Source organism: Mycobacterium sp. (genome assembly GCF_004298145.1).
Lineage (GTDB): Bacteria > Actinomycetota > Actinomycetes > Mycobacteriales > Mycobacteriaceae > Mycobacterium.
The window spans coordinates 222,206-248,243 of record NZ_SCRH01000047.1; the positions used below are offsets into that span (position 1 = coordinate 222,206).

The 26,038-nt window shown below is 64.0% G+C and carries 24 protein-coding genes and 2 pseudogenes; 22 read left to right on the forward strand and 4 right to left on the reverse strand.

The features are described 5' to 3' along the window. Positions 1 to 3: 3 nt before the first annotated feature. The 11 genes from EPN51_RS20805 to EPN51_RS20855 all read left to right on the forward strand — a co-directional run bounded on the left by EPN51_RS20805 (position 4) and on the right by EPN51_RS20855 (position 10,802). Positions 4 to 1,011 carry a hypothetical protein gene (locus EPN51_RS20805; RefSeq protein ID WP_293046283.1) on the forward strand — a complete coding sequence of 336 codons (1,008 nt, stop codon included), beginning with the start codon at positions 4 to 6 and terminating at the stop codon, positions 1,009 to 1,011. Next, positions 1,008 to 1,460 carry an OB-fold domain-containing protein gene (locus EPN51_RS20810; protein ID WP_293046286.1) on the forward strand — a complete coding sequence of 151 codons (453 nt, stop codon included), beginning with the start codon at positions 1,008 to 1,010 and terminating at the stop codon, positions 1,458 to 1,460. The genes EPN51_RS20805 and EPN51_RS20810 overlap by 4 nt, the downstream gene beginning before the upstream one ends. Next, the gene (locus EPN51_RS20815) at positions 1,457 to 2,638 is read left to right on the forward strand and encodes a thiolase family protein (protein WP_293046289.1); all 1,182 of its coding nucleotides are present in this window, start codon (positions 1,457 to 1,459) and stop codon (positions 2,636 to 2,638) included. Before EPN51_RS20810 ends, EPN51_RS20815 begins: the two co-directional genes overlap by 4 nt. Further along, complete coding sequence (locus tag EPN51_RS20820; protein WP_293046291.1) at positions 2,635 to 3,273, forward strand: histidine phosphatase family protein; 639 nt, start codon at positions 2,635 to 2,637, stop codon at positions 3,271 to 3,273. Before EPN51_RS20815 ends, EPN51_RS20820 begins: the two co-directional genes overlap by 4 nt. Further along, the gene (locus EPN51_RS20825; RefSeq protein ID WP_293046294.1) at positions 3,257 to 4,171 is read left to right on the forward strand and encodes a 3-keto-5-aminohexanoate cleavage protein; all 915 of its coding nucleotides are present in this window, start codon (positions 3,257 to 3,259) and stop codon (positions 4,169 to 4,171) included. The genes EPN51_RS20820 and EPN51_RS20825 overlap by 17 nt, the downstream gene beginning before the upstream one ends. After that, the gene (locus tag EPN51_RS20830) at positions 4,168 to 4,413 is read left to right on the forward strand and encodes a ferredoxin (RefSeq protein ID WP_293046297.1); all 246 of its coding nucleotides are present in this window, start codon (positions 4,168 to 4,170) and stop codon (positions 4,411 to 4,413) included. Before EPN51_RS20825 ends, EPN51_RS20830 begins: the two co-directional genes overlap by 4 nt. 4 nt (positions 4,414 to 4,417) lie before the next feature. Next, positions 4,418 to 5,599 (forward strand): cytochrome P450, encoded by a 1,182-nt coding sequence (locus EPN51_RS20835; RefSeq protein ID WP_293046300.1) that lies wholly within the window; start codon positions 4,418 to 4,420, stop codon positions 5,597 to 5,599. After that, the gene (locus tag EPN51_RS20840) at positions 5,596 to 7,065 is read left to right on the forward strand and encodes an aldehyde dehydrogenase family protein (RefSeq protein ID WP_293046303.1); all 1,470 of its coding nucleotides are present in this window, start codon (positions 5,596 to 5,598) and stop codon (positions 7,063 to 7,065) included. The genes EPN51_RS20835 and EPN51_RS20840 overlap by 4 nt, the downstream gene beginning before the upstream one ends. A gap of 13 nt (positions 7,066 to 7,078) precedes the next feature. Then, positions 7,079 to 8,113: a hypothetical protein gene (locus EPN51_RS20845; protein WP_293046305.1), complete on the forward strand. Its 1,035-nt coding sequence runs from the start codon at positions 7,079 to 7,081 to the stop codon at positions 8,111 to 8,113. Positions 8,114 to 8,520: 407 nt separating this feature from the next. After that, a complete protein-coding gene (locus tag EPN51_RS20850; RefSeq protein ID WP_293046308.1) occupies positions 8,521 to 9,801 on the forward strand; it encodes an amidohydrolase family protein in 1,281 nt (426 codons plus the stop codon). Positions 9,802 to 9,905: 104 nt separating this feature from the next. Continuing rightward, positions 9,906 to 10,802 (forward strand): hypothetical protein, encoded by an 897-nt coding sequence (locus EPN51_RS20855; protein ID WP_293046311.1) that lies wholly within the window; start codon positions 9,906 to 9,908, stop codon positions 10,800 to 10,802. A 26-nt stretch (positions 10,803 to 10,828) separates the two neighbouring features. On the opposite strand, the gene EPN51_RS20860 is transcribed toward EPN51_RS20855, so the two are convergent. Next, positions 10,829 to 11,464, reverse strand: coding sequence for a TetR/AcrR family transcriptional regulator (locus EPN51_RS20860; protein WP_293046313.1), 636 nt, complete (start codon positions 11,462 to 11,464; stop codon positions 10,829 to 10,831). A 231-nt stretch (positions 11,465 to 11,695) separates the two neighbouring features. On the opposite strand from EPN51_RS20860, the gene EPN51_RS20865 reads away from it, so the two are divergent. Further along, the gene (locus EPN51_RS20865; RefSeq protein WP_293046316.1) at positions 11,696 to 12,844 is read left to right on the forward strand and encodes an LLM class flavin-dependent oxidoreductase; all 1,149 of its coding nucleotides are present in this window, start codon (positions 11,696 to 11,698) and stop codon (positions 12,842 to 12,844) included. A gap of 41 nt (positions 12,845 to 12,885) precedes the next feature. Here the strand turns inward: EPN51_RS20865 and EPN51_RS20870 are convergent. After that, positions 12,886 to 13,020: pseudogene (locus tag EPN51_RS20870) on the reverse strand (hypothetical protein); the annotation flags it as partial. Positions 13,021 to 13,185: 165 nt separating this feature from the next. Between EPN51_RS20870 and EPN51_RS20875 the strand changes: the two are divergent. Then, on the forward strand, positions 13,186 to 14,028 hold the full coding sequence (locus EPN51_RS20875; protein WP_293046386.1) for an alpha/beta hydrolase family protein: 843 nt from the start codon (positions 13,186 to 13,188) through the stop codon (positions 14,026 to 14,028). 18 nt (positions 14,029 to 14,046) lie between these two features. Here EPN51_RS20875 and EPN51_RS20880 read toward each other — a convergent pair whose 3' ends face one another. Both EPN51_RS20880 and EPN51_RS20885 read right to left on the reverse strand, forming a co-directional pair. Further along, complete coding sequence (locus EPN51_RS20880; protein WP_293046319.1) at positions 14,047 to 14,832, reverse strand: FCD domain-containing protein; 786 nt, start codon at positions 14,830 to 14,832, stop codon at positions 14,047 to 14,049. A 174-nt stretch (positions 14,833 to 15,006) separates the two neighbouring features. After that, on the reverse strand, positions 15,007 to 15,438 hold the full coding sequence (locus tag EPN51_RS20885) for a lipoprotein LpqH (protein ID WP_293046322.1): 432 nt from the start codon (positions 15,436 to 15,438) through the stop codon (positions 15,007 to 15,009). A 766-nt stretch (positions 15,439 to 16,204) separates the two neighbouring features. On the opposite strand from EPN51_RS20885, the gene EPN51_RS20890 reads away from it, so the two are divergent. The 9 genes and pseudogenes from EPN51_RS20890 to EPN51_RS20930 all read left to right on the forward strand — a co-directional run. Then, positions 16,205 to 16,990 (forward strand): ABC transporter permease, encoded by a 786-nt coding sequence (locus tag EPN51_RS20890; protein ID WP_293046328.1) that lies wholly within the window; start codon positions 16,205 to 16,207, stop codon positions 16,988 to 16,990. Next, complete coding sequence (locus EPN51_RS20895) at positions 16,990 to 17,838, forward strand: ABC transporter permease (protein WP_293046331.1); 849 nt, start codon at positions 16,990 to 16,992, stop codon at positions 17,836 to 17,838. The genes EPN51_RS20890 and EPN51_RS20895 overlap by 1 nt, the downstream gene beginning before the upstream one ends. 5 nt (positions 17,839 to 17,843) lie before the next feature. Then, positions 17,844 to 19,316, forward strand: coding sequence for an MCE family protein (locus EPN51_RS20900; RefSeq protein ID WP_293046334.1), 1,473 nt, complete (start codon positions 17,844 to 17,846; stop codon positions 19,314 to 19,316). 27 nt (positions 19,317 to 19,343) lie between these two features. Beyond that, the gene (locus tag EPN51_RS20905) at positions 19,344 to 20,372 is read left to right on the forward strand and encodes an MCE family protein (protein WP_293046337.1); all 1,029 of its coding nucleotides are present in this window, start codon (positions 19,344 to 19,346) and stop codon (positions 20,370 to 20,372) included. Further along, positions 20,369 to 21,721 carry an MCE family protein gene (locus tag EPN51_RS20910; protein WP_293046339.1) on the forward strand — a complete coding sequence of 451 codons (1,353 nt, stop codon included), beginning with the start codon at positions 20,369 to 20,371 and terminating at the stop codon, positions 21,719 to 21,721. The genes EPN51_RS20905 and EPN51_RS20910 overlap by 4 nt, the downstream gene beginning before the upstream one ends. Continuing rightward, positions 21,721 to 23,115, forward strand: a complete 1,395-nt coding sequence (locus EPN51_RS20915) for a virulence factor Mce family protein (RefSeq protein ID WP_293046342.1) — start codon at positions 21,721 to 21,723, stop codon at positions 23,113 to 23,115. The genes EPN51_RS20910 and EPN51_RS20915 overlap by 1 nt, the downstream gene beginning before the upstream one ends. Positions 23,116 to 23,147: 32 nt before the next feature. Further along, a complete protein-coding gene (locus EPN51_RS20920; protein WP_293046389.1) occupies positions 23,148 to 24,263 on the forward strand; it encodes a virulence factor Mce family protein in 1,116 nt (371 codons plus the stop codon). Between the two features lie 28 nt (positions 24,264 to 24,291). After that, entirely contained in the window at positions 24,292 to 25,770 is a 1,479-nt protein-coding gene (locus EPN51_RS20925; RefSeq protein ID WP_293046345.1) for an MlaD family protein, read from the forward strand. Next, positions 25,767 to 26,038, forward strand: a pseudogene (locus EPN51_RS20930) (hypothetical protein); the annotation flags it as partial. The gene EPN51_RS20925 and the pseudogene EPN51_RS20930, both read left to right, overlap by 4 nt.

Consider the following 26,038-nt stretch of genomic DNA (forward strand, 5'->3'; position numbering starts at 1 on the left):
ACCGTGTCAGGCAAGAGCGATTTCGGACATCGGACACTCGTCGGGACTTTCGAACCCAGCGGATCCGACTCGGATCCGACGCGCACGTATTTCGGTCTTTCACTGTCGATTACGTGGTTCTATCTCAACTTCCGGGATAGCGACGGCAAGCTGCACTTCGCTTACCGGGGTGTCTTGGGGCTCGAGGGGTCGATGCACGGAACATGCTTCGAGTCCCGTGATGGCGCCCTGCGCAAAATGACCATGCCGACCGGACGTGAGTTCTTCCGTGGCCCCGTCGTCACCACCGCGACCGATGAGCAGTACCGCATTGCCAGTAAGCCCTCCGAACCGGGCTACGCCACAGGTCAGCCCTTTGAGATGGCACGCACGGCAACCGAACTGAGCTACCGCGAAGGCGACGAACTTGTCTTCGGCGGCCGGCGGCTCGGACCGGGAATGCAGGTGTACGTGCCCAGCGGCCCGACACCGCTCTTGTACACCTCACTGCTGCACCGGGTTTCGGGAACGGCGTTCGGGAAGTCGGCGGAGGGATTCCTATGGCTCGACCACTGCTACCTACCGCCCGGGGTCACGTGGCGGAACAGCGACTTTTTCAAGGGTGTCGAACTGGCATGGACTCCCTTCGGTACCGAGTTCACCGATGGGTCGATAGAAATGGGCCACATCTGCTACGGCGCTGACGGTTTCAACTTCGCGGTGATCGTCGACGGCGACGGCGAGGTCTTGTATGCTACCTCCAACGTGTCCGCGCGGGACATCAAGTACAAGCCCAACACGTTTCCCGAGCACATGTACTACGAAGTTGACGGCGTGGACTGGGAGTGGTCAGCGGTCGAGGACGGCGAACTCCCCGAGCAGGCTTCCGGCCATGATTTCTACCGCTCCTCGGAAGGTTATCTGCGCCGCGTCGGAGAAACCCGGACGCCGAAGGTGTATCACTCCTACAACGAATTCTTCCCGCCGGCCATCAGCGCTTGGGAGAAGACGGGACGGATCATCGGACGGTGACCAGCGACAGGCGAGCAGAGGTGCTCTCATCGGTCGGGCCGTTGCTGCGGCCGGCTCCGACCCCCGATGAGGAGGAGTTCTGGCGCTCCGGTGCGGACGGCACGCTGCGAATGCAGCGATGCGGGAACTGCCGGAAATTCCAGCACCCGCCGAACCCCGTTTGCTTCCACTGTGTTTCGCGCGACCTGGCCTTCGAGCCGGTGAGTGGCGATGGGATCGTGTATTCCTTCACCATCAACCATCAGCCCTGGTTGCCGCACCTGCGCGACCCCTACGCCGTGATTGTGGTCGAGCTCGACGAACAACCGGGGCTGCGTTTCGTCAGCCGCCTGGTGGACACTCCGGTGGCCGACGTTCGGATCGGCACACGGGTGCGTGTTGTCTTCGAGCCGCTGGGTGAGGGGTTGTTCGCGCCGATGTTCACCGCTGTCGGGGAGGAGCGGCGATGACCAACCCCGAGCGGGAGGCGGTCATCCGCGGTTTCGGCGCCTCCCAGGTGGGACGCCGGCTACCGGTCAGCGAGATGGCCTTGACCGTCGATGCATGCCTGGCCGCGCTGGCCGATGCGGGCCTCCAGCGTGGCGAGATCGATGGCCTCGCAACGTTCCCCGGTGGAGGATTCGACACCCCGGGCTTGGCCGGTCCGGGAGCCGACGAGGTGCACGCTGCCCTGGGTTTGCAGACCAACTGGAAATTCGGCGGCCCCGAAGGCGGCCAGCTGAGTGCCTTCTTCTCGGCCTGCCTTGCGGTCGCCACCGGCCTCGCCCGCCACGTCCTGGTGTATCGCACGGTCGGTGAAGCTTCGGCGCAGGGGGCTGCGGGGCGGGCGGGGGCACTCGCCGGTGCTGCGGACGCCGCGGTCTCGGGGTTCCGCCGCTGGCTCGCGCCGTTCGACGCGCACTCGCCGGCTAACTGGATCGCCCTCTACGCCCAACGCCATATGCACGAATTCGGCACCACCCGTGAGCATTTGGGTACCATCGCGGTGAACAATCGGCGCAATGCCGGAGGAAATCCGGATGCGGTGTACCGCACCCCGATGACGCTCGAGGACTACTTCAACGCACGGATGATCACCACACCGTTCGGCCTGCTGGACTGCGACGTGCCCTGCGACGCATCGGTGGCTTTCGTGGTCTCCCATGTCGATACCGCCGCCGACGGGCCGCATCCCGCCGTCGGTATCGAGTCGATCGGGTGGGCGATGCGACACCGGCCGCTGTGGGATCAGTGGTCCGACATGACCGAGATGGCCGCATGGGACGCCGCGGCTCACCTGTGGGAGCGCAGCGAACTGCGCCCCGAGGACGTGGACCAAGTGCAGCTCTACGACGGGTTCTCCTTCCTTCCGCTGGCATGGCTGGAGGCGCTGGGGTTCTGCGGCAAGGGGGAATCCGGTCCGTTCCTCGAATCAGGCAAGCGCATCGCTTCCGACGGCAGGCTGCCGTTGAACACCGGCGGCGGTCAGCTGTCGGCGGGACGACTGCATGGATGCGGGCTGCTTTACGAGGCGTGCGTGCAACTCCGGGGCCAGGGCGGCGACCGCCAGGCCGGCCGGCCGAATACCGTGGCCGTCGGTGTCGGCGGGGGGCCCACGGCCGGCGCGGCGCTGTTGGTGCGGCGATGAGCGCGGTCGTGGAGGTGGCGTTGATCCGTCACGGCCTGCCGAACCGGATCGAGGGCATCGTCAAACCCGACCCGGCGCTTACCGAGAGCGGTTTCGAACAGGCCCGGGCAGTCGCAGCCGCACTGGTGCTGTTGCCCGTCCGGACGATCGCCAGCAGTGCGCTGCTGCGCGCCCGCCAGACGGCCCAGCCCACAGCCGAGAAGCTGGGCCTGGCCGTGGACATCCACGAAGACCTCGCGGAATTCGACAACGGCGCCGACTTCTACATCCCGATCGAGGACATGATCGCCGAAGCCGATCCACGGCTGGACAAATGGCGGGAAATGATGGCCCGGCCCGATATGGAAGGACCATTGGCCGACTTCCGGCGTACGGCGACCGCGGCGGTCGGGCGGGTGGCCGTCGCCGGCCCACCCGGCCTGGGAGCGATCTTCTGTCACGGCGGGGTCATCGGGGCATGTGTGGAGAAGGCTGTCGGCGATGTTCGCCTGCCGCTGGCCGAGCCGCATTACGGCTCGATCACCCGCATCGTCATTGAGTCCGGTGGTCAATGGAAGTTGCGGACGTACAACGAGATCCACCACATTGAACGGTTGACAAGGCGCCGGGAGGAGCGTAATGAGTTTTCGCGATGACGGCAAGGTGTACCTCGAAGTCGGCGTCAACGAGGTGGTCAGCAAGGACGACAACCCGAACGTCCCCTACGGCGCCGAGGAGACGGCTCGCAACGTCGCCGAGTGCATTCGGCATGGCGCCACCGTGGTGCATTTCCATGCCCGCTACGCCGACGGCCGGCAGGCCTGGACCGACGATGACGTCTCTCGCACCATCTTGGCTACGGCGGCTCGCGAGGTCGATCCCTTGGCCTACCCCAGCTACCACGGCAGCCTCGACCACATCTGGGCGCTGGCCCAGCGCCCGCCGGTCGGCACCCGGCTGCTACTCACACCGTTTGACCCGGTCCAACACGTCAAGCGGGTGCTGTGGATGGAAGAGGAAAACCGTTTCGGGGTGGTCAGTTTCGGTCCCGACGACCCCAACAACTCGAACCCGCCGTATCCACCCGAGTTGGACCGGTTCGCCGAGCTGGGGCTGGTCCCGAATATCGCCGTGTTCAACGCGGCCGATATGCGCTGGGTGGCTCTGGCGGCCCGCATCGGTATCTTGCGCCAGCCGCTGAACATCAAGCTGTTCTTCTCGGATCGCTGGGTCTCCAACAACGACCCCGACCCCGAAGTCATTGACTTCTTGATGTCACGAATTCCTGCCGACATCGATCACGAAACCGTGGTGGTGCCCTACGCCATGAGCTCGGCCGAGCGGTCCCAGGCGCTGTGGGAGCGTGCCCTCGACCGGGGCCTGGGCATTCGGGTCGGCATCGGCGATTGCCCATGGGCCTTCCCGACTGCCACCAACGCCGAGATGGTCGATCGTGCGGTCGATTTGATCACCAGCAGAGGACTGACGCCGGCAACACAAGCGGACCTACGCGCCCGCATCGGCGCGCCGGCAGTGACCGAGGCTGCATCATGAGCGGCCGCATCATCCGGGTAAGGGTGGACCCGGAACTGTGTATGGGCCACGGTCAGTGCTACACCCGCGCCCCACAAGTCTATGAGCCCGACGACGAGGGCTTCTGCGTGGTCATCGAGTCGCAGGTCGAAGGCGACCTGTTGCTGCACGCGATCGAGGGCGCCGAGGCCTGCCCGGAATCAGCGATCAGCGTGACGGAAGCATCGCGGGCCGGTACACCGGCGTCCGAGAGCGAGAGGTAAGCCAGTGTCTGAAAATATCGAAACGCCAGCGCCATTCGATCCATTCACCCCGGTGGTGGACCCCTACACTCCGCTGAAAGAGGCGGCATCGCGCTGCCCAGTATTCCCGGCGCCCAACGGAGCCTGTGTGGTCACCGGCGCGAACAACGTTGCCGCGGTCTTCAAAGATTCGGCAACATTCCGCAGCGAACTTCGCCCCCGCACGCCGGGGACCCAGCCGAGCATGGTGCACCTCGATGGTGAAGAGCACACGCGGATGCGCAAGCTCGTCGTCAAGGCCTTCACGCCGCGCGCAGTCAAGAACGTCGAAGACCCCACTTATGCCATCGCGCACGAGCTCATCGACCGATTCATCGGACGCGGTGCGGCGGACTTGTGCGCGGAGTTCGCATTTCTGTTGCCGGCCATGGTGATCGCGGAGCTGATCGGCATTCCCGCGGGCGACCGCTCGCAATTCGTTCAGTGGGCCGACGATGCCATCACCGCCGCCGGCCCCGATTCCAGTGGCTACGCCGAATCCGACCCTGACCTACGCGAATACGTACTGGGCATCATCGACCAGCGTCGCAAGGTGCCGGGTGAGGATCTGCTCAGTCAGCTGATTCAGGTGCACGACGGTGAAGACCGCCTTCGCACCGAGGAACTCGTCGCACTGGTCCGCATGCTCATTCTCGCGGGCACCGACACCACAGCCAACCTGATCGGCTCGATGCTGCACTACCTGCTGTCCGATCGATCTCGTTGGGAGCGGCTCCGCAATGACCATGCACTGATAGCCAACGTGATTGAAGAGACACTGCGCTGCGATCCACCGCTGTACTGGGTACCCAGGATGACCGCTGTCGATGTTGAGGTTGCGGGCACCCAAATCCCCGCGAAAACGTTGGTGTGCAACGCGGTTGGGCACGCCAACCGCGATCCCGAGGTCGTCGAACGTCCCGACGAGTGGGATATGGACCGGCCTGCTATACGAAACCGCACCCACCAGACGTTCGGTTTCGGCGAACACTTCTGCATCGGGTCGTCGCTGGCCCGGCTGGAAGCGACGATCGTCCTGGAGGTGCTGCTGGAGCGACTGCCCGATCTGGTCCTTTCCGGCGACTACGCCTACCAGCCGCACGGCCCATTGATGATGCGTGGCGTCAAGGCGATGCCGGTGACCTTCGCGCCCGCCGATCCCCGATGACCTCACTGCGTTCCCCCGGCACACACCTGCTCATCGACGGCGAGCTTGTGAGCGATGTCGCCGCAACCGTCGATGTCATCAACCCATCCACGGGGGAGCCGGTACGAACGGTGCCGTTGGGCGGGGTCGGTGAGATCGACGCCGCGATCGCGGCGGCCCGACGGGCCTTCGATGATGGCGAGTGGCCCTCGTTGCCGGCCGCCGAACGCGCCAAAATCCTCACGCGCCTCGGCGATCTCGTCGACGCACATACTGTGGACTTCACCCACTTCGTGGAAACGGAGGTCGGGACGTGTCGACGGATCGCCGGGCCGGGGCAAGTGATCCGTCCCATGGATCACTACCGCGACATGGTGTCCAAGGGGTGTGCCGAACTGGGGTACGTCCTTCCCGAACTGCCGGGTCCGCCGGCCACCGGGCAACGAGTCGTGCGGGAACCTTGGGGCGTGGTCGCCGCCATCACGCCGTGGAACGCACCACACCTGCTCAACCTGTGGAAAGTGGCCCCGGCCCTCGTGACCGGCAACACCATGGTGCTCAAACCCGCCCCCGAGGCGCCCAGCTGCGCACTTCTGCTCGGTGAGTTGGCGGCCCAGGCCGGAGTTCCCCGCGGAGTGCTGAATGTCGTTACCGGCGGTGCCGATGCCGGTCGGATGATGGTGTCGGATGCCCGCGTCGACATGGTCGCATTCACCGGATCCTCGGCGGTCGGTCGTGCCATCGCCCAGTCCGCCGGAGCCACCCTCAAACACACTTTGCTCGAATTGGGCGGTAAGTCAGCACTTCTGGCGCTGGCGGACGCCGATGTGCCTTCGCTCGTGGCCGCAGTGCTGCGCTTCGTGACACTTGCCGGCCAGGGATGTGGCTTGCTGACCCGTGTCTTGGTCCCCGACGCATTGCACGACGGCGTGGTCGCCGGACTCGTGGCGGCGCTGCAACGGGTGCGTGTCGGGCGCGCCGACGATCCCAATACGTTGATGGGACCGGTCATCTCCGCGGCCGCCCGCGACCGGATCGAGGCGACGGTGCACGACGCGGTCGCATCCGGTGCGAGGGTTGTCTGTGGCGGCGGTAGGCCGGCACAGGTGCCTGCCGGCGGATTCTATTTCGAGCCAACGGTGTTGACGAATGTGACCAACGACATGGCGGTCGCCCGCGAAGAAATCTTCGGTCCGGTAATCGTCGTCATCCGCTACAGCGGCGACCCCGACGAGGGCGTCCGGCTGGCCAATGACTCGCCCTACGGACTCGTCGGGGCGGTCTGGACCGCCGACACCGCGCTCGGAGTGCGCCTGGCGGGTCGGATTCGCGCGGGGCAGGTCCGCGTCAATGCGACCGCCTCGGGCAACGAGGCGCCCTTCGGTGGTTACAAGCAGTCCGGGGTCGGCCGCGAAGTGGGCCGGGAAGGCCTGCTCGAATACACCACCGTCAAGTACATCGGTTGGCAAATTCTCACATTCGATTAATCGAAAGGACAACATGTCTCACGTTTTACGGGTCGGCGACCTGGACTTCGCCACCGCTGTCAGCTGTTATGAACCCAACCTCGACATGCACCTGCCCACCGCGCGGCCGTTTGGCCTCACCGAGGAGTCGACCTACCTCTACGGTGGCTGGCGTGACGAGTCCGGGGCGCTGCACATCGTCGAGCGCAAATTCTGCGGACCGATGACCGCAGGGTTGTGGATGATGACCACGCGCTCGGGAAAAGTCACCCTCGCCCCGGAGTCCTTGCAGACGGTGCGCGGTGAGGTCAAACGCGAATACTCGGCCACCGAACACCATTTGCATGGCTCGTTGCTCGGCAAGGCCGGGGGAGCGCCCGAGGAAGGACTCGACTACCGCCTGAGCTCGGGAGCGATGCACTGGCGCGAGGGCGGCATCCTGCAGCTGGAGGGAGCCCTGGTGGGCCCGGGGATCCAGATCGGGTCGCTCGATCACGACGAACCGTTCTTCTACACGAGCGAGCTGTACAAGGTGTACGGCGACGTTCTCGGCGAGTCGGTGGAAGGCTTTGTGTTCCTCGACCACGGCTACTGGCCACATGGGCAGGATTGGAAGGAGTGGCGAATCTTCAACGGGACCCAGCTATCGTGGTCGGCCTTCGCCACCGAATTCGCCGACGGCCACGTCGAATGGGGTCAGGTCGCCATCGGTCGGCAAAAGTTCAATTTCGTTGCGGTAGCGGACGAATATGGCCCAGTGGTTATGGACGTCGACACCAGAGGCGGCATCGAACCCGACCCCGACGACTGGGCCCAGCGGATTGGTTACCGGGCGCACGACGGACGGACCTGGGTCTTCGAGTTGGAGCCGGGTGGGCAGATGTCGCAATTCTCGGCGGCACGCTGGGGCGGGTATCGCGCGCAGGCCGGCCACATCCTGCGTGATGGCGAGAGCCGTGACGTCAAGGTCGCCTTCGCCTGGGGCGAGACTTTCATGGAGCGTTTCCGGGAAGAGGGTATTGGGTCGGTCGACACGCTGCTTACGGGTGTGCAGAACGCACTGGTCTGACGCAGTCAACGACGCGGTTGCCGCGCCGCATCCGATCGGCAGGCTCGGGACGCCCGCAGGGTTGCGGCCGTGGTCGCGTTTCTGCTTCCGACGAGGCGTCCGTCGTCACCGGTGCTTTCTATTCCGTCGACAGCGGCTACACCGCACTGATTTTCCCGCGCGAGAGATGGCCGCGGTGTCGAACTCGAGCTGTCTTCTGCCGCAAGGGTAGGGCTCTCCGCGAACCTCGTAACGGCCGAAGCGGTAAGGCATGTCCTGACGCTCGATGTGTTGCACGTCCGACGGGACGACCGGCCGAAGGCCGCTATGCAAGCGGATGCTTAAGTAAGCGTTTGCTTGACTAGGGCGGAACTGATGCCTACCGTGCGCCACATACACACAACAACGTTGAAGGGACATGGGTAGGTATGACTGCGACTACCAGGGGAAAGCGACACGCGCTGGTTTCGACCGACGGTCATGCGGGTGCGAGCCTGTTGGGTTACCGGGAGTATCTGGAGGCTCGCTGGCATGAGGAGTTCGACCGGTGGGCTTCCGCTTTCGACGATGATGCGTGGAGTGACATCGACGACGAGGAGGAATTCCAGTCGGGGGCGTCGTCGTTCATGTCCCCGGTCAACTGGGACAGCGGTTTACGTCAAGCGGCCCTGGAAAAAGAGGGCATCGTCGCCGAGGTGCTGTTTCCCAACACGATTCAGCCGTTCTACCCGACCGGCACGCTTGCCGCGGCACCGCCGCGAGCCCGCGAGGACTACGAGCGGCGTTGGGCCGGGCTGCGGGCCCACAACCGTTGGTTGAAGGATTTCTGCGATGAGTTGCCGGGTCAGCGCATCGGCTTGGCCCAGCTGTTCCTGAACGATGTGGACAACGCCGTCGAGGAGGTTCGCTGGGCCAAGCAGGCAGGGCTCAAGGGTGTTCTGCTACCACCGGATCACCACCTGAACATCCAGAACTTGTACTACCGTTCGCTAGATCCGCTCTGGGCGGTCTGCGCCGAGTTGAACATGCCGGTGCACCGCCACGGCATCATCGTCTCCTCCGATGAGGACGGACCGCGGTCGCGGGCCGGAGCCCAGGCGGTCGGGCTCTACGAATCGTTCTACTTCGGGCGGCGCGGGCTGTCTCAGTTGATCTTGTCCGGCGCCTTCGAACGTCATCCAGACCTTCAATTCGTCGTCACGGAAGTCGGCGGCGCGGCATGGACTGTGCCGGAGCTAGCGACGCTGGACCAGCTGGTGCGAGCGGCGGGCGTGGAGAACACCATCCGCCGTCAGCTGATCGGTGATGCGGTGGATCAGTTGTCGCTGCTGCCTAGCGAGTATTTCAGGCGGCAGGTCCATATCAGCACGGGTTTCCACCGTGATGACGTGCCCAAGCGTCACGAGATCGGCATCGACCGGATCCTGTGGGGCGCGGATTTCCCGCACCACGAGGGAACAGCCGGTTACACGCTGGAGTGGCTACGCGCGTCGATGAGCGGATTACCCGAATCTGAGGTGCGCGCCATCACCTCGCTGAACGCCGCCGACGTGTACGACGCCGATCTGGAGTTCTTGCAGACCCAGGCCGACCGAGTCGGGCCCACGGTGGAGCAAGTGGCGACTCCCCTTGCGGTTGAAGATATTCCGACAGACCCAAACTTCTTCCTGGCATTTCCGGAGCTCCTCGAGACGGTGGGGATGCGGTAATGGGCGGGCGTCGTATCGGTGATTTCGAAGGTCGCACACTGGTCGGTACGTTCGATCCTGAGCCGGCTAGCTGTTCACATCAGGCCCGGCCCTTTGGGCTGGTCATGGACTGCACCTATGTGTGGGGAACCTTCCGTGACGAGGACGGTAACCCGACCTCGGCGGTCCGCAGGATCGCAACCGCCGGTGACACCACCGGCCTGACCATGCTGAATTCACCGCGCCCGGGTGGCGATTCCCGCATCGTTGCCGAGGTCGGTGCGAACGCTTTCGTCGGACGGGCTCTTCCGTCGATCACCGAACAAGCGGTCCGGTTCGTCGGCGGTAAGGCCTATCCGCACGGTGATCGTGGCTTCGAATTCACCATGAGTTCCTCCGATTTACACTGGGCTGAAGCGGATTTCATCGATCTGTCGGGCCGTATCGTGGGCCCCGGTCTTCAGTTCCTGACACCTTGGCCGGACGGTGCGGTGATGTACACCTCGCGGTTGTGGCACGTCCAAGGGACCGTGCGCTGCGCCGCGGTCACCGGTTTCATGGGTGTCGACAATGTCTTCGCTCCACCCGGCTACTCCTGGGGCCACGAACCTGTATCCGACGCTTATGAACTCAGCTGGTACACCTGGGGAAATCAGTACGACGACGGAACTCTTGAGGTCGGACACATCGCAAAAGGGCATGGCCACTGGGGATTTGCCTTGGTGAACAACGATGTCGGCGAGCTGACCCGCAGCACGAACATCACATCTTCGGTCGACGAACGTGACGAAGTGGGTTGGCCACTGCACATCACATACGACGTCGACGAGGAGCCGTGGGAGTGGGTGGCCGACGATCGCGGCCGGATGCCCGACATGGGGTTACCCGGCCAACGACGAACACCCAACTCCGAAGGTCAGTTTCGGCGGGTGGGTGAAACGCGTCGGATCACGACGTGGATGGCGTGGGGAGAGACAGTCCCCGCGAACGGCGACGTGTCGCGGCCGGCGCCGCCCATTTGAGAAGCGGCGTCGGCGACACGGCTGCGCTACTCGTCTGATCGGCGCACCGGGCGGCCTTTGCGCGGGCGACCCGAAGAGCGAGCGGGAGTTCGCCTTTTCTTCGTGGCGGCTGACTCGAGATCCAGCCTCACCACAGCGTCAACCACAAACCGGGCAATGCGCTTGGGGCCCGCCTGGACTACCGATGGCCGGTGAACGACGTCATAGAGCACGCCCAGGCCTAGCGTCCATGCCACCACCATGTCGGCCAGTAGCGGACCTTCAGGGCCGGTCATCTGTTCGGCGATGCGGGCCGAGATTCTCTCGAGCGTGTCGGTGGCGGTTTTCTCACCGCTTCGGGCGTCGCGCATGAGCCTGGCGACGAAGCTCCCCACTTCGTCGTCGTCCACCGCAAAAGACTGAATCATGCGCAGCACACCCGCTTCCCAGCCGTCGGCGAACAACTCGTTGATGTACTCACGCCGCGGCGCCGAGCGTTCGAACAGCTCCTCCTTCGAGCCGAAGTAGCGAAAGATCAGTGACTGGTTTACTCCAGCGCGGTCGGCGATGTCACGCACGGTTGCGTCGGCGTATCCCCGTTCCGTGAACAACCGCCGGGCCGCGCGCAAGATGGCCACCTTCTTGGCCTCCGGATCTCGTCGCCACATCGGGGGTTGGGCCATATCCGCCTCCGTTCTGTGCCGGCACGACCCTGTCGTGATCGAGTGCCCGACACTATCAATCGGGCGGCGCCTCGCGGTCAGCTCCGCTCGGGCACCGGTCATCGTCGAGGCTCCGCACCAGATCGTCGAGCACCGCCCGCTCGGCGAGGAAATCTTCGCCATCCCCATAAGGCGCTATAATATTAACCAGGTTATACCTTTCGCTTTTATGTTGTCCCCGAGGAATGCTCAATGAAATGTGGAACACCGAATCTGCGGTTCGAGACCTTTGAGACGTGCATCGCGGCGACCGTCGACGCCGAACACCGCGGCCACGGGGCCAGCTTCTTCACCAGCCAGATGCAGGGTTACTACGAGCCCGAGGTTCTGCAGAAGGTCACCGGACGCCCGTTGGGAAGCGACCGCGTCGGCATGGGTTTTCCCGATCCCGCACCCGTCATCGCGGCGGCGGGTCAGGCGACGAGCGAAATCGACCTGGTCATCAGCGCGTACGACACCGTGCGCCGAGGCCCCGCGGTGTTGGCCCAAACGCTCTTGACGCTGGATCACGCCACCCGCGGCCGCGCGGTTATGGCGGTCGGCGCCGGTGAAGTCAAGCAACTTTCCGGCTATGGCTACAGCCGCAAGAATGCGCTCGGCAAGCAGGTCGACGGCTTACGGTGCCTGCGCGCATTGCTGGATTCCGGCGGCGCGCCGGTCCATGTCGAGGGGAAACACTGGCGAATTGATGGCGGCCGCATGCCAATCCGTCCATATCGGGACAGCCCACCACCGATCTGGTCCACACCCGGCCCGCCGTGGGAGGTGATCGGCGCGTGCGCCGACGGGCTACTGACTAGTCTGCGACGGCACCGAGGTGGCTTGGACGGTTTCCGCCACGATGTTGGTGAACTGTGCGCCGCGACGGCCAGGGCCGGGCGAGACGTCGACAGGCTGCAGGTGGGTGGGGTGGTGTTGTGCCTGATCGCCGAGGATCGGGCGATGCTCACCGAGATGATGAACAGTCGTGTCACCCGCTTTTACACGCTTTTGCTGGGCGCCGATCGGGGCGAGCAGTGGCGCGAGCGTGGATACCGACACCCGCTGGGCGACGACTGGGGGTACGCACGGTGCGCGGCTCCCGGTCGAGCCACGGCGCCTGAGCTCAGCGCCGCGGTGGACCAGGTATCGCCGGGAGCCGTCGCGGATCTGGCATTCTTCGCCGGAACGCGAGACCAGGTTTGTGAGACACTGGCCGAATATGTGGCCGCCGGGTTGACGTACGCGTCAATTGTTGATTACAGCGGTCGGGTTGACTCGTCGCTGGCCGAAAACGCCAGGGCCAACGTCGAATTCCTGATAAGCGAACTGCAGGGCTTGGCTATCCCCGCTCATAGATGATGCGTCGTACGGATGCGTCGAGGCGTCAACGAGGTTCGCGCCTAACCCCCGGTTCCTGGCATCGCGGGCGAGTATGCCGGAGGCGGGTAGACCCCTCGAAGAATCCATGGTAACCACTTCAAGCCGAACTCAAGCTCGTCGCTGGCGTCGTAGTCGAGACTCGGATCCATCTTGATAACCCCTCGAAGTTGCCGTTCGATCCATTTACCGTCGGCTCTTGATTATTGCACTAACATAACTTCGTTAAAAGGGTGGCGACAACGGCAGACGGCCGGGAGGGAAGGTTGGACGTGAGGTTTCCTCTGATAATCGTGCGCGCGGCACTGGCGATAGTCCTGGGTATGGGGTTACTGGCGCCGGTCTCGATGCCTGCGGCCGAGGCGGCGGCCGTCGAGAATCTGATGGTCCCCTCGCCGGCAATGGGTCGTGACATCCCGGTCTCATTCATGGCCGGAGGTTCGCACGCCGTCTATTTGCTCGATGCCTTCAACGCGGGAGACCCGGTCAGCAACTGGGTGACCGCGGGCAACGCGATGAACACCCTTGCCGGCAAGGGCATCTCGGTGGTCGCCCCGGCCAGCGGCGCCTACAGTCTCTACACCGACTGGGAACGCGATGGTGGACGCCAATGGGACACGTTCTTGTCGAGCGAGCTGCCCAACTGGTTGGCTGCCAACAAGGGCCTGGCCCCCGGTGGGCACGCTGTCGTCGGGGCGGCGCAAGGTGGCACCGGCGCGATGATGTTGGCCGAGGTGCACCCCGACCGATTCCGCTACGCGGGTTCGATGTCGGGCTTCCTGTACCCGTCGAACTCCACCGTCAACGGTGCGATCACCGAGGGCATGATGCGATTCGGCGGCGTCGACACCCAGAACATGTGGGGCGCAGCCCAACTCGGCCGGTGGAAGTGGCACGACCCCTACGTGCACATCGGAGACCTGGTGAACAACAACACCCGGGTGTGGGTCTTCAGTCCGCAGACACTGACCGCCAGCGACCCGGCCGCCATGATCGGCTACCCCGACCAGGCGGCGGGTACCAATCTGTCGTTCTACGCGTACTACAAGCAGGTCGGGGGCCACAACGGCAACTTCGACCTACCCGCCAGTGGAGACCACGGCTGGTCATCGTGGGGCCCTGAGTTGGGCGCGATGGCGGGCGATTTGGCCGCCAACATCAGGTGATTGCGGGAACACCCGCGATCACTCCATGACGTCGCGAACCCTGGTCTTCTTGCAGGTCTTGAGGATCTCGGCCGCGGAGTTCTCCATGTGTCTGGCCCAGTGCGCCTCGGCCTCCAGGCCGTCACGCGCTTTGACCAGCTCCACTAGGCGGCTGTAAGAACGTAAAAGTTTGTCGGCCTTGGCCTTCGGCATCGTGTTGTGCGCGCCGACTATCGCGTCGGTGACATGCCGCAGGGAGATCTCGTCCAGCATTCCGGCGATGATGCCGAGGGTTACGTTGCCCGATAGCTCGACCATTCGACGATGCAGGTGCGCCGACGCGCGGGCCAGATCGCCGGCCGCGAGGGCTTGGGGCATCTGGCTCACAATTTGTTCGAGTTCGTTGTGCGCGTCTTGCGTGCCGTGTTCCGCGAGCAGTTTGGCTGCCTGCGGTTCGATCACTACCCTTGCGTTCAAGACGTCGGCGAGTGTGGCGCTGGACAGTTCGAGCAACAACCCGGCCGGCCGGGCGACGATTTCGGGACCCGGCACGCGGACTCGCGCGCCGGTGCGTGAGCCGCGTCGAACCTCCACGAGTCGCTCGGACTCCAACACCCGCACCGCTTCACGCAATGTCGGCCTGCTGATACCGAAATGAGCCATCAGCTCGGTTTCGTGCGGCAGGTAATCGCCGTCGTTGAGCTGACCGTCAACCACCATCCGACGCAGCGTCCGCGCAACAATCTCAGCGGTTTTCGGTGATCGCACTGCACCCGATGCGCCGTCGGCGCCGACCAGCGGTGCCAGTGCATCTGGCCGACTCAAAGCGGCCCCCTCGTCCGACGTGAACTTACACTACACAGCAAATCGTCACGATACGCATTGCGCGTTACATCGAGCCGGTGAGTAGTTTGCTTTGTCGATCGCATCACCGTGGGTCGTGCATCTGCGCTATCTGCCTCGTCCAGTAAGTTCCCAAGTATTGCAACCATTCTGGCGTCAGCACGCCACTTTGACAGTGAAGTCATTTACGGTCCGGTTATAGGGTTGCTCGGCATTGAAGCCGGGGGCGGTCCCGGTGAGCGAGAATGTCTGATCAACCATGGCTAACCGGGCGTCGCCCTGCAGATCCTGCCAATAGCTGCCGGTGAACCCCTGAACGTCGTTGAACGCGACTCCCTTTGGACCACCGGACCCGACCAACACCGTGGTGCGTGCACCAGCACGGCCAATGTTGATCCGGGTCAACCCCTTTCCGATGCTTTCGCACTCCACATCGTGGATCTGGCCCGCATCATTGCCGTTAACGGTGACTTGCGCTGTCCCGCTGGGTAATGCGCCGTTCGGCAGTCTGAGCGCAGGTGGCCCCGACGAGCACCCCGCGGTGCCGAGCAGTAAAAACAGGAGGGCGGTACTGTATCGGCGCTGCATGGATCACCTCGGATGTGCTCATGGCCGTGATGGTTGAGGGTTGTCATGTTAACTAGCGGCATGGCCGCAAGCCACACGTTCTCTGGTGCGTTACCGCGTTTCGACACACGCGTTGGCTGGCCGGAATGCAGGACCATTAGCGTCCGGCTTGGGTCTACTGCGGCGCCGCGGCCGGGTTTGGACGCTCAGCGCCAAGATAGCTGGGCGACGGCGTACCGCATCGCTCGCGACCAATTGACGGTTGGCTCAGCAAACTGGAACCGCAGGCCCGCGGGGGTTGTGTTGGTTGCTGAAAGCAGCGGGTTCTCGTCGGCCGAACGAATGCCTGAGATCGCTAGCGAACCTGCGAAGGCAAGCTTTGTGACCTCCCCCGGGTGGACACAAAACGGTGGACCGATGCGTCCACAGGCCACCCCGGAAATGGGGTTTGCGCCCCGTCTGATTGATCTAGCTTTCACCAGGTGATACGTCGTAAATCGTGATCTGATGTGACGGGGCGGGCAGGCCTCGCGTCGAGCCATGTTCTACGTAGGTGCCGACCTCGACGATGGCGGTGGCAAAGGTAATTTTGACACGCGCTCAGCAAAGAACACTTGGCTTACTAGGTAGTCTTAGTAGCTACACTCGCCAACCGGTCGAGATTGTTGCCAGAGTCGTAGCAGGTGCGGTACCGTCTTGCGGCATCCTCCGTGGTGGGGGTCACAGTTGGGTCGAGGTCAGCGCTTTTGTCACGTAAGGGGATCGACGCTATGCCGGTCACTAGCCCATGCGCAGGTGCGCGCTAGTGGTTGCAACGAGTCCAATCACAAAGCCGCTGCGGGAGATCGGTGGCTTCGTCGCCATGTCTCTGGACACGATGGTCGCGTTGGTCCGAACGCCGTTCGCCTGGCGCGAGTTCATCCACCAGAGTTGGTTCACCGCCCGGGTGTCCCTGGTACCCGCGGTCCTACTGGCGGTCGTCTTCAATGCATTCGTCATCTTCCTACTCGACGTCTTGATATTCGAGATCGGCGCCGCCGACAACTCCGGAACCGGTGCGGCCCTCGCGGTTGTCGCACAGATTGGTCCTGCGATCACTGTGCTGGTGATCGGTGGGGCGGCGGCCACCGCGATGTGCGCCGACCTCGGGGCGCGCACCATCCGCGAAGAGATCGACGCGATGCGAGTGATGGGTATCAACCCGATTCAGCGGTTGGTGGTGCCCAGGGTGGCAGCGCTCACCGTCAACAGCTTCTTGCTGAGCGGTCTTGGGACCATGGTCGGTTTGTTTTCCGATTACTGCTTCGCCGTTTATATTTCGAACGTCAACCCGGGTGCCTACGCAGCGAGTTTGACGTTGCTCATCGGGCTTCCCGACGTGATCATCGCGGTCATCAAGGCGACGATGTTCGGTCTCGCAGCAGGTTTGATCGCGTGCTACAAGGGCTTCACCGTGGGGGGCGGTCCGCAGGGTGTCGGTAACGCCGTCAACGAGACCGTTGTGTATACCTTCATGGCGCTCTACGTGATCAACACGCTTCTGAGCGCCGTTCTCGCGCAGGTCCAGCACTGATGAGCGCCCCGAGTACGCGAGCACCGAGACTGGTCCGGGCAGTACGGACCGGAGTCGACGGATGGAATCGCATCGGAGAGCAAACCGCGTTCTATGTCCGGGCGCTGGGCTGCATCAAGGATGCGCTCGTCAATTACCGAACGGAAACGATTCGCGTCATCGCTCAGATGAGTATGGGCGTCGGCGCGCTTGCCCTCATCGGCGGCACCATTGCGATCGTCGCCTTTCTCCTGCTCAACGTCGGTCTGCTGATTGCCATCGTCGGATATAGCCAGACGGCCAATCTCGGTGTGGAGGCGCTAGTTGGCTTTTTCTCCGCGTACGTCAACCCGCGTCTGGCCGCACCGTTGATTACTGCCATTGGTCTGGCCGCCACGATCGGTGCCGGCGCCACGGCACAACTCGGGGCGATGCGGATCAGTGAGGAGATCGATGCCCTCGAGGTGATCGGCGTTCGCGCCATGTCGTATCTGGTAGCTACGCGGCTGGTGGGCGGCGTCGCGTTGGCAATCCCGTTGTGCTGCATATCTTTGCTCGTCGGGTTCTTGTCGACGCAGTTCCTTGTCCAATTCGCTTACGGGCAGTCAAGTGGTGTCTACAACCACTATTTCAACACGTTTTTGCAACCCACTGACGTGATCTGGGCGATGCTGCAGGTGATCCTGCAGGGGGTCGTCGTCATGCTCATCCACACGTATTACGGCTACAACGCCAGCGGCGGGCCGGCCGGCGTCGGAGAGGCGACGGGCCGCGCGGTACGCGCTTCACTGGTGGTGTTGACACTCGTCACGGCCGCTGCCGGCCTGGCGCTTTACGGTCGGTCCGGCAACTTCCATCTGTCGGGCTAGCAATCATGGAACAGAAGCGACGTGCAGCTGGCCTACACCCGGCCCTTTGGACCCTCTTTCTCGTCGTGCTGATCGTCGCGGCCGGTGTCTTCACCGCGCTTGCCTTCAACCGGGATTTGCAACCGTACGCCCGTGTCACCCTGGTATCCGATCGGTCCGGTCTCGTCATGGACCCGGGGGCAAAGGTCAAATTGCGCGGCGTGGAAGTCGGTCGGGTGTCCTCAGTGGAGCCGGACGCTCGGGTAAAGCTGCAACTGGAGCTCTTTCCGGACCAGCTCAAGTACATTCCGGCCAACGTCGAGGCTCAGATCACCGCACCAACCGCCTTCGGCGCCAAGTACGTAGAGCTGGTCACCCCCGCCCAGCCCAGCCCCAAGAATTTGGTAGCCGGGGCGGTGCTCCGGTCGCGCAATGTGAGCACCGAGGTGAACACCACCTTCCAGAACCTCGTCGGCGTGCTGAACCAGATCGACCCGGCGAAACTCAACGCCGTGCTCTCGGCCCTGGGTGAGGGCTTCCGCGGAAAGGGCGAGGCCCTCGGCCAAGCGACCACCGACTTCAACCAAGTGCTGTTGGCAATCAATCCGCGCAGTGAGACCATCCGGGCCGACTACCGCGCCTTGAAGGGCTTCAGCGACACGTATGCCGCCGCGGCCCCGGACATCGTGACCGTGCTCGATGCCGCCAGCACGACGAGCAAAACGATCACCGACAACGCACAGGCCCTCGACTCGCTGCTGGTGAACGTGATCGGGCTGTCCGACGGCGGCATCAACCTCCTCGGCCCGGCCAAGGACAACCTGATTCACGGGGTCAATGTCCTCGAGCCGACGACGCGTTTGCTGATGAAGTACAACCCGGAACTGACCTGCCTGCTGGTGGGCGGGTATGAGATCCTGCCCCAACTAGAGGAAGCCACCGCCGGTCACAACGGAAAGTCGCTGATCGGTGACGCGGGCATCTTGTTCGGTGACGACATGTACCGGTACCCGGAAAACCTGCCCATCAACGGTGCCAAGGGTGGACCTGGCGGAGCGCCTGGCTGCGGTTCACTGCCGGACGTCGGCAAGAACTTCCCGGCACGCTACGTCGTGACCGACACCGGGTGGGGCCGAGGAATGGATGTTCGACCTAACCCCGGTATCGGCTTCCCTGGGCTCGCCAACTACGGCCCCCAGAGCCGCGGGACTCCCAAGCCCCCGAGCATCTACCACCTCAACGGTGGTCCGGCGCCCGGCCCGGTCCCGTATCCGGGTGCGCCACCCTACGGAGCGCCGTGGTACCTGCCGGATGGCACGCCGTTGTACCCCGGCCTGCCGGCCGCCATACCGGGACGGCCGAAGGAACCCGGCCCGCCGCCACCGGGATCGGAACCCTTCGTGCCGGCGCACCCAGCGCAGGTGCAACCGACACCCGTGCCAACGATGCCACCGCCTCCACCACCGCCGGCCTCGCCGGACGACGCCTCCGAACACTGACCGCCGAAGCGATAGAGAAAGGTAGACATGCGGGAGAATTTGCGCGGCTCGCTGTGGCGCCTCGGCATCTACACCGTGGTGTGCCTGACGGCGGTAGCGCTGGTTTTCCTCATCTTCGGCCAGTTCCGCTTTCAGGACGAGAAGACCTACACCGCGCACTTCGCGAACATCTCCGGGCTGCGCGATGGAAATTTCGTCCGCATCGCCGGTGTCGAGGTGGGCAAGGTCAAGAAGATCTCGATCCAGTCGGACTCGACCCTCAACGTGCAGTTCTCCGTTCTCCCGTCGGCGGTGCTCACCGAGGGCACCCGCGCCGCCGTCCGCTATGACGACCTCATCGGCGGCCGATTCCTGGCGCTGGAAGAGGGAGCCGGCGGCGTCAAGAGACTCCATGCCGGCGACACCATCCCCTTGAGCCAGACCGAGCCGGCCCTGGATCTGGACGCGTTGATCGGCGGATTCCGACCGCTGTTCCGCGCGTTGAATCCGGAGCAGATCAACGCGTTGAGCGGCCAGCTGATCGCGGCCTTTCAAGGCGAGGGCCCGACGATCAGCTCATTTCTCACCCAGGCCGCCGCGCTAACTAACACGCTGGCCGACAGGGATCAGCTGATCGGTCAGGTCATCGTCAACCTGAACACCGTGCTCGGGTCGCTTGGCGGCCAGAGCAAGCAGTTCGCCAAGGCCGTCGATTCGCTCTCGGACCTGGTGAAGGGCCTCGAAGCGCGTAAGCAGGACATCAGCAACGCGGTCGCTTACGGCAACGCGGCCGCCGGGGGCATCGCCAGCCTGCTGGCGCAGGGCCGCCCGGCGATCAAGAAGGTGGTCCACGAAACGGACCGGATCGCCGGACTGATCGATGCCGATCGCGACTACGTCGACAACGCGCTCAACACCCTGCCCGACGCGTATCAAATGCTGGGCAGATTGGGCATTTACGGTGACTTCTTCACCTTCTACCTGTGCGACCTGATGCTGAAGGTCAATGGCAAGGGTGGCCAGCCGGTCTATATCAAGTTGGCCGGCCAGGACACTGGAAGGTGCATGCCGAAATGAAAGACTTCTCCGAACGCAATCCATTGGTAGTCGGCGCCGTCGGCATTGGTCTGACCCTGGGCATCATGTGGCTCTCGCTGAACTACCAGAAATTGCCCTTCATCAACCAGAACACCGAGTACACCGCCTACTTCGCCGAGGCGGGTGGGCTCGCCGCCGGTAATCCCGTTCAAGTCTCGGGATTCCGAGTGGGAGACGTGTCATCCGTCGACCTCGACGGTCCGCGAGTGCGGGTCAAGTTCAAGGTCGCCAGCGATGTCCGGATCGGCGACCGCAGCGAAGCGGCAATCAAGTTGAAAACCTTGCTCGGGTCCAAGCTCCTCGAGATCAGCTCGCGGGGAGATGGACGGCTGGACAAGCCGATTCCGCTCGACCGGACGACCTCGCCGTATCAGCTTCCCGACGCGCTCGGTGATCTGGCGACCACCATCAGCGGGCTGAACACCGATCAATTGTCAAAGTCGCTGGCGGTGCTGTCGGACACGTTCTCCAACACACCGCCCGACCTGCGGGCCGCCGTGCAGGGTGTGGCGCGGTTCTCCGAGACGCTGGACCAACGCGACGCCCAGCTGAGGACTCTGTTGGAGAATGCAAGCAAGGCCACCACGGTGCTTTCCGAACGCAGCAACGAAGTGGTGAGTCTGGTCAACAACACCAACGCCCTGTTGGTCCAGTTGAAATCGCAAAGCGCTGCGCTGGACCAGATTTCGGGCAACATTTCGGCGGTGGCCCAACAGGTCAAGGGATTTATCGCGGACAACCGCCAAACGCTCAAGCCCGCGCTGGAGAAGCTCAACAGGGTGTTGGGCGTCGTTGACAACCGCAAGGAGCGGGTGCAGAAGGCGATCAAGGGGCTTAACGCGTACGCGCTGTCACTCGGCGAATCGGTGGCGTCCGGCCCCTACTTCAAGGCCTACCTGGCTAACTTGCTGCCCGGACAGTTCGTGCAGCCGTTTATCGATGCGGCCTTCTCCGACCTGGGACTCGATCCCAACGTCTTGCTGCCGTCGCAGCGCAGCGACCCGCAGACCGGTCAGCCGGCGACCCCGCCGCTGCCCCAGCCGTACCCGCGTACCGGCCAGGGGGGACCGCCACGGCTCAACTTGCCCGACGCCATCACCGGCAATCCCGACGACCACCAGTGCGGTCCCGTTCCACTGCCGGGTCCGGGCTGCTACCCGTATCGGGAACCGCCCCCGGCCCCGCCGCCAGGAGGACCGCCGCCGGGGCCCCCGGCATTGACGCCGCCGGGTCCGGGAGCATCCGTTCCCACCCCGCCGGGACCGTTCCAGCAGACGGCGCCAGGACAGGCATCGCCGACCCCGCCGGCACAGGGGGGTGGACAGTGATGCATTCCAGAAGGGCCAGAATCGGCCTCGCCGTGCTGTTGGCCGCGGTGCTGATCGGCGGCGTCGTCGCGGTGGTGCGCACCGCGACGGGCGCCGGGCGGACGTACGTCACGGCATACTTCGACAACAGCAACGGGATCTACGCCGGCGACAGCATCGTGGTCCTCGGTGTGCCCGTCGGCAAGATCGAAAAAATCGAGCCGTACCCAGACCGCGTGAAGGTGTCCTTCTGGTACAAGGACAAGTACAAAGTACCCGCCGATGCCAAAGCGGTGATTCTGTCACCATCCCTGGTCACGGTCCGGGCGATCCAGCTGACGCCCGCTTACAACGGTGGACCGGCAATGAAGAGCCATGCGGTAATCCCGCAGGAGCGCACCGCCGTCCCCGTGGAATGGGACGACTTTCGTCAACAACTCGAAAAGCTCACCCAGACATTGCAACCCACCCAACCGGGTGGCGTGAGCACGCTGGGCGCCTTCATCGACACCGCGGCCGACAATCTGCGCGGCCAGGGACCCGACATCCGTAACACGATTATCAAGCTGTCGCAGGCGATCTCGGCGCTCGGGGACCACAGCGGCGATTTGTTCAAAACCTTCAAGAATCTGTCGGTACTGGTGTCGGCGCTGCACGACAGCGGCGACCTGTTGCAACATCTGAACCAAAATCTGGCCTCGGTAACGCATGCGTTGGCAAACAACCCGAATGAGGTCGCCAACGCGGCGCGGGATCTCAACGACGTGGTCGACGATGTCAAGAGCTTCGTGGCCGAGAACCGCGACGAACTGGGCACCACGTCGGACAAACTCGCGTCGGTAACCAACGCCGTGGTGGAGAGCCTCGACGACATCAAGCAGACGCTGCACGTCGGAGCACCGGCGTTCCAGAACTTCGCCAACATCTACCAGCCGGCGAACATCGCGCTGACCGGAGCCGTCGCGGTCACCAACTTCGCCAATCCCGTCCAGTTCCTGTGCTCGGCGGTGCAGGCCGCATCGCGGTTGGGCGCCGAACAGTCGGCGAAGCTGTGCGTGCAGTACCTGGCGCCGATCATGAAGAACCGTCAGTACAGCTTCCCTCCGCTGGGCTTCAATCCCTTCAGCGGTGTCATGGCGCGGCCCAACGAGGTCACCTACAGCGAAGACTGGCTGCGGCCGGATTACGTCCCGCCGCCGGGACCCCCACCGACCGAGCAGTTCCGCGAAGTACCGCCACCGCCCAATGGTCCCCTGCCACCGGCGAACCGGATCTACAACTACTTCGGCAACGGGATGGTGGACCCGGACCACGCGAATGCGCCGTTCGTGCCTTCCCGACTACCGGACCCCATACCGACCGACCCGACCGACGGTTTGCGCGGAATGATGGTGCCGCACGGAGGTGGGCAGTGAGTCGATGCTCCCGACGCATCGGTACCGGTGCCCTGGTGCTACTGCTCGCGACCGTGCTGGCCGGCTGCGGCTTCCTCCGCGACTTCCGCGGAGCGAACTCGTTGCCGCTGCCCGGCACCAAAGGTGGTGGGCCAGGGTCGTACACGATCCAGGCGCAGCTTCCCGACGTGCAGAACCTGAAGGAGAACTCCCGGGTCCGGGTAAACGATGTCACGGTCGGCAACGTGACGAAGGTCGAACTCCAGGGTTGGCATGCGCTGGTGACCATGTCGTTGGAAGGCAATGTCAACCTGCCGGCGAACGCGACGGCCACGATCGGCCAGACCAGCTTGCTCGGTTCGGTGCACGTCGAACTGGCACCGCCCAAGGAGGGCAGCCCGCCAACGGGCAAGCTCAAGAACGGATCCGTGATTCCTTTGTCGTCGGGAGGAGCGTTCCCGTCGACCGAGCAAACGCTGGCAGCGGTTTCTCTGGTGCTCAACGGTGGTGGGCTGGGCAACGTCCAGGACATCACCAAGGCGCTGAGCACCGCGTTCTCCGGCCGCGAAAAGGATCTGCGAAGCCTGCTCGGGCAGTTGGACAAGTTCGTCGGTTACCTCAATGACCAAAAAGACGACATCATTTCCGCGACGGACAGCCTCAACAATGTCGTCGGCCAGTTCGCCGACCAGAAGCCGGTCGTCGACAAGGCGCTCAAAACCATTCCCGATGCGCTGGCCGTGCTGAAGAACCAGCGGGAAAACCTGGTGATCGCCCTGGCGCAACTGGGCAAATTCAGTGCGCTCGCCGCCGACTCGGTCAACCAGACCAAGGAGAATTTGGTCAAGGAGCTCAAGGACCTCGGACCCGTGTTGCAATCCCTGGCCGACGCCGGTCCGGCCCTGACCCGGTCGCTGGACTTCTTCTCGACGTATCCGTTCCCGAAGCCGACGATCAGCAAATGGATTCGCGGCGACTACGGGAACATCAGCGCCATCATCGACATGACGTTGAGCCGGATCGACAACTCGTTCTTCACGGGCACCCGCTGGGAGGGCAATCTGACGGAACTCGAGCTGCAATGGGGCCGCACCATCGGCCAGTTGCCCAGCCCCTACACAGCCCGCAACCCACTGGTCGTTCCCTACCATTTCGACCAGGGGGCGTGACGTGCTGACACGGCGCATCAGGATCCAGATGGCGGTCTTCACGGCGATCGCGTTGATCGCGATCGCGGCCGTCTTTTTCGGCTACCTTAAGGTCCAGAACGTGTTTTTCGGCATCGACCGTTACACGGTCACGGTGCAGCTGCCCCAGGCGGGTGGGCTGTACCCGGGCGGGAACGTTACGTACCGGGGAGTCACGGTTGGCCGGGTGGAGGCGGTGCGGCTGACCAGAACCGGCGCCGAGGCAGTTCTTCAGATGAATTCGGATTACGACATTCCCGCCAAGGACCTCGCCGTCGAAGTCCACAGCGTGTCCGCGGTGGGCGAGCAGTACGTCGCGCTGACGCCGCACAGTCAGACCGGGCCCAAGCTGAGAAACGGCGACGTTATCCCGGTGAATCGCGCGTCCGTGCCGCCCGACATCAACTCGCTGGTGGCGGCGGCCAATCGCGGCCTGCAGGCCATCCCGCGCGACAACCTGAAAACCGTCGTCGATGAGAGCTATGTGGCGTTCGGCGGGCTCGGACCGGAGCTTTCCCGGCTGCTAAAGGGCACAACCGATCTGGCGATCGACGCCCGCAAGAACCTGGACTCGCTGACCACACTCATCGACCAATCGAAGCCGGTGCTCGACAGCCAAACCGAGTCATCGGACGCGGTGCAGGCCTGGGCGTCGAACTTGGCCAACGTCACCAAACAACTGCAAACCCAGGACGCCGCCGTCCAGGGTGTGATCAACAAAGGCTCCCCGGCGGCGGAGGAGACCCGTCAGCTTTTCGACCGACTGCAGCCGACGCTGCCGGTCGTGCTGGCCAACTTGGCCGCCGTGGGCGACGTCGGGGTCGCCTACCGTGCCGACCTCGAGCAGATCCTGGTGCTGCTGCCCGAGGAAACGGCTTCGGGCCAGGCCACCCTGCTGCCCGATAAGAACATCAAGTCGAGTTATCCCGGCCTGAACCTGAGCTTCAATATCAACCTGAACCTGCCGCCGGCGTGCACGACCGGTTATCTACCGGCCCAGCAGATCCGCTCGCCTAGCTTTGAAGACCATCCGGATCGGCCGGCGGGCGACCTGTACTGCCGAATACCGCAGGATGCGGCGCTGAACGTGCGCGGGGCCCGTAACTATCCGTGCGAGACTCGCCCGGGAAAACGCGCCCCGACCGTGAAGATGTGCGAAAGCGACGAGGAGTACATCCCCCTCAACGAGGGCTACAACTGGAAGGGTGACCCCAACGCGACGCTCTCGGGGCAGGACGTGCCGCAACTCGATCCCGGCGCGCCGAAGAGCCCGGCGGCCGCCCCGTCCGGGACGTCGTCGACCGCGGGGGCCACGTCGCCTTCGCCCGCTTCGGGCCCGCCTCCGATCGCGGTCACTCGCTATGATCCCGCGACGGGCACGTATGTTGGACCAGACGGGCGGCAATACCGACAAACTGATCTAGCTCATCCGTCCACCGGGGAGCAGACATGGCAGCAGATGCTGATGCCCCCGAAGGCGAAAAGATGAGCGATACCGGGACCACAAAACAGTCGTCGACGGAATCGGAAACGTCATCGCCTTCCGACTCGTCATCGACCGAGGATGAGGCCAGCACCGCCGGCGATGTCGAAGGTGACGAGACCTCCGACGAGGGTGCGGATGCAGCTGCAGACGGGGATGCGGGGTCGGACGGACCTGGCGGCGCCGGCGATGACGAGGTGGCAGGACCGACGAAACGGCGGATCTCCATGTCGCCTGTTCGGCTGGCAATGGTGGTTGGTGTGGTTGCCGTCCT